Genomic DNA, 8305 nt, shown 5'->3' with positions numbered 1-8305 from the left:
AGGAACCAGCAGTGGAAAAGCCGGGCACACCGGCAGATACCCCGCACCCTCACACGGCAGAGCTGCTCAACCACCCCCGAGAACGGGGAAATCGTCACCTACAAATCAGCGTCGGCGGATCGAGGCTGAGACTCCCGTCAGAGCAGCCTCAAGCGACTTCCCGGATCATCCGAAGCTGTCGAGTCGACTCGTCGTAGGAGTCCGATGAGACGTGTGACGTCGGCGTCCACGAACAGGACCTCAGGGCCGCCGAAGGCGAAGTCTGTGAACGGGGCCTCGTAGAGGCGCCGGGCCGGCATCGTGCCGTTCGCCGTCAGGTGCTCAATGATCAGCTCGATGAAGCGCAACTGGTCGGCGCTCAAGTCCGACCCGGCGGTGAACTCCGAGAACGCCTCGGCCGCAGCCGCGCGGTCCAAGCCCACCAGCGAGCGAACGAACAAACCCAGCCCGTTCGACTCCTGGGCAGCCTTCTCGATGTCCGCAGCTGTCCCCGCGCCGGAGGCCTCCAACAAGCCCTGCAACGCCTCCAGGTCGGTTGGTGTCAGTTGCCGGTTGTGGCGCAGCCGGTGCAGGGCGATGTTGTCCTCGTGTTCGCGTAGGTACGCGCGAGCCTTGGCCTTGAAGCGCTCCCAGTTGGTGCCGACCGAGATGCCGCGCAGTTCAATCTCCGAGGACTCCCCCAGTTCGTCGGCCAGATCGGTGTAGACGATCTTCCGCTCGCCCTTCGGCAGGAACTTCACCAAGGCACGGACTCGACGCCGAGCAAACTCCAGCATCGGCAGGGTCACGTCGACCCACCACTCGTCCCCTGCCAGGTCTGCCAACACCGCGACCTGCGCAGCGATCACCGGGATCGTCGTCTGCGTCAGCAGCCGCGACGCGATCCCCTGCACTCGCGTCCGTCCGGCCTCGAAGTCCAGGCGGTCGCCGCCCAGCACGGCCAACTGCAACGTCAGCATGATCAGATCGAAGCGCTTGGCGTCCTCGTCGTCATCACGCACAGTCGACGGCAAACCCGCCAAGGAGCCGGCGATCTCCGACACCGACCCAGCGTCGAGCCGGGCCCACGCGGAGGCGTCTGTGTACTTCTGCACGAGCGCCCGATGGGGCCGGACGACGAAGTTGTCCAGGTTCATCCCCGCCACGATGCGGTGCAGTTCCGCTGCCGTGTCGAATCGCAGTTCATCGAACTCGGACGATCCGACCTCGTCCAGCTCCGACACCAGCTTCAACCGCGCCTCGAACAGCCGCTGCCCGAGAGACTTCTGCACCGATCCCTCGGCCCCGGCGCCAGGCTGGTTGAAGTATTCGAGGTTCATGCAGAAGTCGAAGATGTAGAAGTTCTGCTTGTCCAAGCCGGGACCGAACAGGTCAGGTGACAACCGCGTGCCGCGCCCGACCATCTGCCAGAACTTGGACGCCGAGCGCACCAGTTTGAAGAACACCAGGTTCACGACCTCAGGCACATCGATCCCGGTGTCGAGCATGTCCACCGAGATCGCGATGTGCGGCGCCGAATCGGGCTTCGAGAAGTCGTCGATCAGTGACTGGGCGTACTCGGTCCGGTACGTAACGATGCGCGCGAACGAGCCGGCGAACTCGGGGTAGGCCAGGTCGAAGCGCTCCGAGATGAACTTCGCGTGGTCGTTGTTCTTGGCGAAGATGATCGTCTTGCCGAGACGGTCGCCGCCGGCGACGCGGTGGCCGCGCTCCATGAGCACCTTGAGCGCCTGGTCGACGGTGTCGGTGTTGAACAGCCAGCGGTTGAGTTCCTCGGGGTCGATGTCGGTCGGCACCTCGTCGTCGTCCGACCACTCCAACGAGTCCCAGTGCTCCTTCTCGGCCTCGCTGAGCTGGTCGTAGTGGATGCCCGCCCGCATGAACTTCAAAGGCACCGACACCCCGACGGGCGGCACCAAATAGCCCTCGGCCACAGCCTCGTCCAGCGAGTAGGCGTCGGTAGGGACGCCGTCCTCCAGGTGGAACAACCCATACGTGTTCCGGTCGACCTCGTCCTTCGGCGTCGCCGTCAGCCCCACCAGGTAGGCGTCGAACCACGAGAACAGCGCCCCGTACTTGGCGTACACCGAGCGGTGCGCCTCGTCGATCACCACGAGGTCGAAGAAGCCGGGGCCGAAGCGGCGGCGTCCGGGGTCGTCGTAGGAGTCGACCAGGTTCATCATGGTCGGGTAGGTGGCGACGAAGACCCGCCCGTCGCCCGTCTTCTCGGTGACAAGGTTGACCGTCGCCGCGTCGGGCAGGTGCGTCTTGAACGCGCCCGCAGCCTGGTTGACCAGCGCCACCCGATCGGCCAGGAACAGCACCCGCTTCACCCAGCCGGCCTTCATCAGTTGGTCGACCAGCGCGATGATCGTGCGGGTCTTGCCCGAGCCGGTCGCCATCACCAGCAGGGCTCGGCGCCGGCGCGCCTCCAGTGCGTCGTCGATCGCCCGCACAGCGCGCAGCTGGTAGTGCCGCCCGGCGATGTTCGAGTTCACGGGCACCGTCGCCAGCGGCAGTCGCGTGCGACGCCGCTGGATCATCAGCTCCAGCTCGTCCCGCGTCAGGAACCCGGCGACCTCGCGCGGCGGGTAGCCAGCGGAGTCGTCCCACAGGTGGTGGGTCGCCCCATTGGAGAAGAAGATGACGGGGCGGCGTCCAGTCATGCGCTCGAGCGCGTCGGCGTACAGCTTGGCCTGCTGCTGCCCCACGATCGGGTCGCGGCGCGTCCGCTTGGCCTCGATGATCGCCAGCGGCAGCCCGTCGGCGCCCCACAACACGTAGTCAACAAACCCTTCGCCGCCGATGTTGGGCATGCCCGTGATCGGGTATTCGCGGTCGCGCGCCTCGGCGAGGTCCCAGCCGGCTTCGAGCAGGTCGGCGTCGATGAACAGCGCGCGGGTGTCGGCCTCGTCGAAGTCGTCCACGTCGGCTGGGTGGGTCTGCGCCGCTTGGGCGGCGGCGATCTGGGCACGCAGGGCGTCCAGTTCGGCCTGGAGGTCGTCCCGCTCGGCGCGCTGGGCGGCCATCGCGGCGTCCCGCTGGTCGAGCTGGGCGCGCAGGCTCTCGATCTCGGACGCCGTGCGCGGCGGTGGGCTGGTGGGTTGCGGTCCGGGCACCAGGGCAGCGTCGAAGGGCGCCGGACGCCGCCAGTTCGGGTCCGTGGTGTACCGCGTCGCCGCCCACGCGGTGAAGCGGTGCAGCTCGCGCAGGACGCCGAGCGCGACGGCTTCGCTGATCGGCTGCGCCCGGTGAACCGCGGCGTTGCCGACCTTCCGGATCGCGTGGGCGGTCTCGGCAACACGGACGCCGACCGCCCGCAGGAAGCCGTCATCGGCCAGCCGCGCGGCGAGGTCGTCGCGATAGGGCTCGCGGAGGTTCTCGAGGTCGTAGATCCACTCGACGACCTGCTCGATGACCCGGCGGGCGTAGAACACCGCCGTCCGCGGGTCGGTGCGTCCGTACGACTCGGCGCGCACGGCATCCGGGTGGACATCCGTCCACTCGGCGGCGAGGAAGTCGAAGTTGGAGGTCATGACGACGCAGGCTTCTGTTTGCGCGTGTATGCATAGACTTTGCGCTCAACGTGTCCTAATGTCTTAATCATTGAGACATTGGCCTCTCACGCACCGCTTCGCGAATGGATGCCATGAGGTCGGGGTAGGGGTCCTCCAGTGGCCCGCGACTCTCCCGAATCCGCTGTCGCAGCTGGCGGATGGGCGCGCCCGCAACGTAGTAACGCCCGCGGGTCTGCCCAAAGGAGTCGAGAAGGCCAGCGTCAACCAGTTCCTTGAGGTCCCGGGAGGCAGTTCGATCCTCCACGCCCGTCTGCTTCGCATAGCCGGGACGCTGAACCCGGTAGCCCAACGCGGCATCGACGAGCGCGTCGTACGAGCGGTCAGGGATGCCCAAAGGCTCACCCAGCTCCTGCAACTGACGCCAGATCTCCGTGACCTCGTCGAGACGACGCCGCACGGTCTGCGCCTGCATGTGATGCGCCCGAAGATTGAAGCGCACCCAGTCGAGCGCGTCACCGTCGGGGTTCCAACGCCCACGGCCAGTCTTGGCCAGAACGAGGTAGTAGTCCTCGGTGTTGCTCCCCAGCCACTCCTCGATGCTGGAGAAGTCCGGCTCGAGGATCCCATCCCGCCCCAACACGAAGGTTTGGAGCACGCGAGCCATCCGCCCGTTCCCATCTCGGAAGGGGTGAATCATCACCAGGTTGAGGTGCGCCATGGCTGCGGCAACCAGTGCAGACCCCGTCGCCTCCGCACACAGGTCGTCGGCGAATGCCTTCATGAGCCCCGGGACGCGTTCGGGATCCGGCCCCTCATACACAATCGCGTCGCCGACCTCGTCGTGCACATAGATCTCGGACGCCCGGAACCGCCCCGGCGACTTGGACAGGCCATGTTCCAACAACAGGAAGTGCAGTGACTTGATCGCCTGCAGGTCCGGACGCACGTCGGGGTCGCCGATCATGTGCAACACGTAGGTCAGCACACGTCGGTAGGCCGTGATCTCTGCAGCGACACGCTCGTCGGCCGTCAGAGGAGGTTGCTCGTCGACGACCGCAAGAGCGTCATCCGGCGTGGCATTGATGCCCTCGATGCTGTTCGAGCCCCGAATCGCCTTGGCCCGAGAGGTTCTGCGCAGCGCACCCTGCCAGCGGGTCGGCACGCGGAGGTACGCCGCCAGTTCGGTCCGCAGCGCCTGAATCTGAGCCAGAACCTCATGATCGCGCGCGCCGAGGTCTGGCCGCTGGTACAGCTCCATGCCAGACCTCCTCGTGTCCCAATGTCCGAATCATAAAGACATTCGGACACGGACGCCAGCCCTGCCCGCTCCGGCGCAGGTCGAGCCGCTGAGGCGCGGCCAAACATACAAATAGACAAACTACGAGGCCAGCGGGTTCATCAATGGTTGTTTGTATGTTTGGCGGTTTGCAGGACCTCAGGACTCCCTGACCTCGCGTTCCTCCCACGCCCCGAACGTCTGACCGAACGCCGTCGCCCACGCCTGGCGCCGTTGCAGGACCGCCCTGTCACGATCGCGCTGGCCGTGGACGGCCACTTGGAAACCACATTGCGCGGACGCGCCGGAGCCGTGCCGTTCTCGAGCGTGCAGCGCTGCGCCGTGGCCGCGATCTCGCACAACCGCGACTCCAGGTAGCGCGTCGGCCCCTTGGCGAGGTTGTCGTCCTTGGACGTGATCGTCACCACGCGCGTCCAGAAGTCTTGCCACGCACCTCGTGGTGGTGGGTCTTGAGCCGCCCGGCGATCTCGTCGGTCTCCCCCACGCACAACCGCGTACCCGCCACGGCGGTTTCGTCGTCACCGATCAACAGGTACACACCCGGACGCCGCGACTCACCTTCGCGGGACAAGAGTTGAGCGAGATCGGACCGCGGCCCGGACACGAGCCGTCCCGTCCAGTTGACGATCTCGAGCGTCGTCAGTCCGCCGGGAGTGCCGTCGACGAGGAACAGTCGCAGTTGCTTGCCAGCCATCACAATCCTCCCTTGAATGCACGAACCTGCAGAGCAGCGTGGAGGCGGTCCAGTGCATCAAGAGCAGCACGGGCCCGATTCAGGCTCGCACGCTGACGACCCAAGCGGTCGACAATGCGCAGCTGCTCATCAAGTGGAGCAAGCAGGACGGGCACTTCCTTGATAATCCCCATGTTGAGCCCATCCATGATTCCACCCTTGGTCGAGCGCTTGAGATGGGACTGGGCCAGCGGCTGCCACAGGAAGCTTGCGTGGAGGAACTCGGGAAGGCACTTGTCATCGTCTGGCGTGATGCAGCACAGGTGCTTGGTGTTGATGGCGAGAGGTATGTCTGACGGAACCACGGCAGTGCGCCCGCACGTCCCCATAAGCGTGATGATCACGTCCCCGGGGTGGACGGTGTATCGCTTGAGTTGCCGATACTTCTCCTCCGTGATGAACCGGCGTTGAGCCCAACGGAACTCGTTGGTCACTGCATTGTCGATGCCCAGAACGGCGACGCCCTCGTCGACAAACTCTGAGTGGAGAAGTTGGCTCCCGAAGGGGCCCGTTCGGATCGCACCACGCGCGGTGGCTAGCTCGCCAATCGTGACCGTTGGCCAGCCGCGCTCACCGGCAATCTCAGCCTGAAAGGCCTGCTTGGCAAGGTCACCGAGTGCATCAATGGTCCGCAGACGCGCATCCCGGAGCTCCGCCACCTTGTCGAGGATGGCCGCGATCCGGCGCTGCGCGCCGAAGGGCGGCTGCGGAACGTGGGCCTCCGCCACGGCGGCTTGCCCGAGGTGGTAGATACCCACACCACGAGACATCGCGGCCGTCCGGCCGGATGCAGCAAGCCACTTAAAGTAGTGCAGAAGGTAGCGCGGTTCGTGGTTTCGTGGCCGTACCCGGATCAAAGTGTTCTGGAATGCGCACTCCGCTATCTGGCCCTCCCAGAGGGCTGGCTTACCCACTTCGAGCGCGCTGCCAGACGCCTCGGACAACAGGATGTCTCCTGGCTCCAAGCGGTATTGGGACATCTCGGCGTCGGTGAAGTTCATGGTGAGGACGTCTTCAAGTTTGAGGCCATCCCATCCGACGTTCGCCGCCCTCAAGTAGGGGCGCATGCCGGGTCCCTGGTGGTTTTTCGGAGATCGCTGTCGGCCGAGCCTCACGTCGGCGACATCACCGAGTCGGACGAACCTCACGACAGCATGGCCTTCAACTCACCCAAACCCTGCTGGATCTCTGCCTCCAACTCCTCCAGCTCCGCGATGATCTCCAGCGGGTCGCGCGTGTCGGCGTCCGTGTGTTCGATCTCCTTGTAGCGGTTGAGCGACAGGTCATACCCTGCCGCGACGATGTCGGCCTTGGGCACCAAGAACGACTGCTCAGTCCGCGCCCGATCCGTCTCGGCGGACTTCGACGGGCTCAGCCGCCAATCCCGCCACCGCGCCAAGACGTCGGGCAGGTTGTTCTTCTCGTGCTGGTCGTCGGTCAGGTCCAGCGCCCCGAACCGAACCCCGCCCGGAGCGTCCATCTCACGGCGGCAGCCGAGGAGGGACTCGTCGAGAAGGGGCGTCCGCTTGTCATCGAGCGACCAGCCGTCAGCGCGAAGGTCGTAGAACCACACGTCCGTTGTGGCGTCCGAATCGGTTCGCGTGAAGAAGAGGATCGCGGTCGACACACCTGCGTACGGCTTGAACGCCCCGGCGGGGAGTTTCACGACGGCATCCAGCTTCTGGTCTTCGACCAGCTTGCGGCGCAGGGTCTTGTGGGCATTCGACGACCCGAACAGGACGCCGTCCGGCACGATGACCGCCGCGCGTCCGCCGGGCTTGAGCAGCCGCAGGAACCGCGCCAGGAACAGCAGCTCGGTCTTCTTGGTCTTCACGTCCTGCTGAAGCTGCTTCGACACCGCCTCGTAGTCGAGCGAGCCGGCGAACGGCGGGTTGGCGAGGATCAGGCTGAAGGCCTCGGCGTCCGCATCGCCAGCGCCCGATAACGAGTCGCGGTAGGAGATGTCGGGCGACTCGACCCCGTGCATGAGCATGTTCATGCTGCCGATGCGCAGCATGGTCGAGTCGAAGTCGTAGCCGGTGAAGGCGCCGTGGTGGAAGTGGTGGCGCTGGGCGGCGTCCGTGAGAACGGTCGGGTGCTCGGCGCGCAGGTGCTCGGCCGCCGACACCAGGAACCCCGCCGTGCCGCAGGCCGGGTCGCAGATGGTGTCCTCGGGCTGGGGATCCATCATCGCGACCATGAGGCCGATGATGTGCCGCGGCGTCCGGAACTGGCCGTTCTGACCCGAGGTCGCCAGCTTGCCCAGCATGTACTCGTACAGGTCACCGTTGGTGTCGCGGCGGTCGAGCGGCACGTCGTCGAGCAGGTCGACGACCTTGCCCAGGAGCGCGGGCGTGGGGATGGTAAAGCGGGCGTCCTTCATGTGGGAGGAGTAGGTGGAGCCATCGGCGCCGAGCGCGCGCAGGAAGGGGAACACACCCTCGACCAGCGTCTGGAACATGACCGCCGAGTCGTCGTTCTTGAACCGCGACCAGCGCAGGTGCTGCTGCCCGGGCTTGAAGATCGGGTCCTCGATCGGCTCACCGAGCCGGTTCGCCTTGTTCTCCTTGAGCGTCTGCAGCTCGTCGAGGCGGCGGATGAAGATCAGGTACGTGATCTGCTCGATCACCTCCATGGGGTTGGAGATGCCGCCGGACCAGAACGCGTCCCACACTCGATCGATCTTGCTGCGCAGCGCTCCGGTCAACATGAGGCACAGGGTAGCGAGGCGGTCAGACACTGCGCGTTCGGGGACCC

5 protein-coding genes are annotated in these 8305 nt (G+C 65.8%); all 5 read right to left on the bottom strand.

What is annotated here, in order from left to right; genetic code table 11:
* Positions 1-137: 137 nt before the first annotated feature.
* Positions 138-3536 carry a DEAD/DEAH box helicase family protein gene (locus H5397_RS15155; protein ID WP_182818450.1) on the bottom strand — a complete coding sequence of 1133 codons (3399 nt, stop codon included), beginning with the start codon at positions 3534-3536 and terminating at the stop codon, positions 138-140.
* Between the two features lie 67 nt (positions 3537-3603).
* Positions 3604-4776 (bottom strand): Fic family protein, encoded by a 1173-nt coding sequence (locus H5397_RS15150; protein WP_182818449.1) that lies wholly within the window; start codon positions 4774-4776, stop codon positions 3604-3606.
* A gap of 439 nt (positions 4777-5215) precedes the next feature.
* On the bottom strand, positions 5216-5509 hold the full coding sequence (locus tag H5397_RS15145) for a hypothetical protein (RefSeq protein WP_182818448.1): 294 nt from the start codon (positions 5507-5509) through the stop codon (positions 5216-5218).
* Complete coding sequence (locus H5397_RS18950; RefSeq protein ID WP_220492330.1) at positions 5509-6696, bottom strand: restriction endonuclease subunit S; 1188 nt, start codon at positions 6694-6696, stop codon at positions 5509-5511. The genes H5397_RS15145 and H5397_RS18950 overlap by 1 nt, the downstream gene beginning before the upstream one ends.
* Positions 6693-8258, bottom strand: coding sequence for a class I SAM-dependent DNA methyltransferase (locus H5397_RS15135; RefSeq protein ID WP_182818445.1), 1566 nt, complete (start codon positions 8256-8258; stop codon positions 6693-6695). Before H5397_RS15135 ends, H5397_RS18950 begins: the two co-directional genes overlap by 4 nt.
* Positions 8259-8305 lie beyond the last annotated feature (47 nt).

It is taken from the genome of Propioniciclava sp. MC1683 (genome assembly GCF_014164675.1).
In the GTDB taxonomy this organism is placed as follows: Bacteria; Actinomycetota; Actinomycetes; order Propionibacteriales; family Propionibacteriaceae; genus Propioniciclava.
Note: the sequence above shows the minus strand (reverse complement) of the source record. Positions and strands in the feature narration are given on the sequence as shown.

What these genes read in the sequence shown, in the direction of transcription:
- H5397_RS15155 (WP_182818450.1), bottom strand. Translation starts at nt 3,536, where the DNA reads ATGACCTCCAACTTCGACTTCCTCGCCGCCGAGTGGACGGATGTCCAC.
- H5397_RS15150 (WP_182818449.1), bottom strand. Translation starts at nt 4,776, where the DNA reads ATGGAGCTGTACCAGCGGCCAGACCTCGGCGCGCGCGATCATGAGGTT.
- H5397_RS15145 (WP_182818448.1), bottom strand. Translation starts at nt 5,509, where the DNA reads ATGGCTGGCAAGCAACTGCGACTGTTCCTCGTCGACGGCACTCCCGGC.
- H5397_RS15135 (WP_182818445.1), bottom strand. Translation starts at nt 8,258, where the DNA reads ATGTTGACCGGAGCGCTGCGCAGCAAGATCGATCGAGTGTGGGACGCG.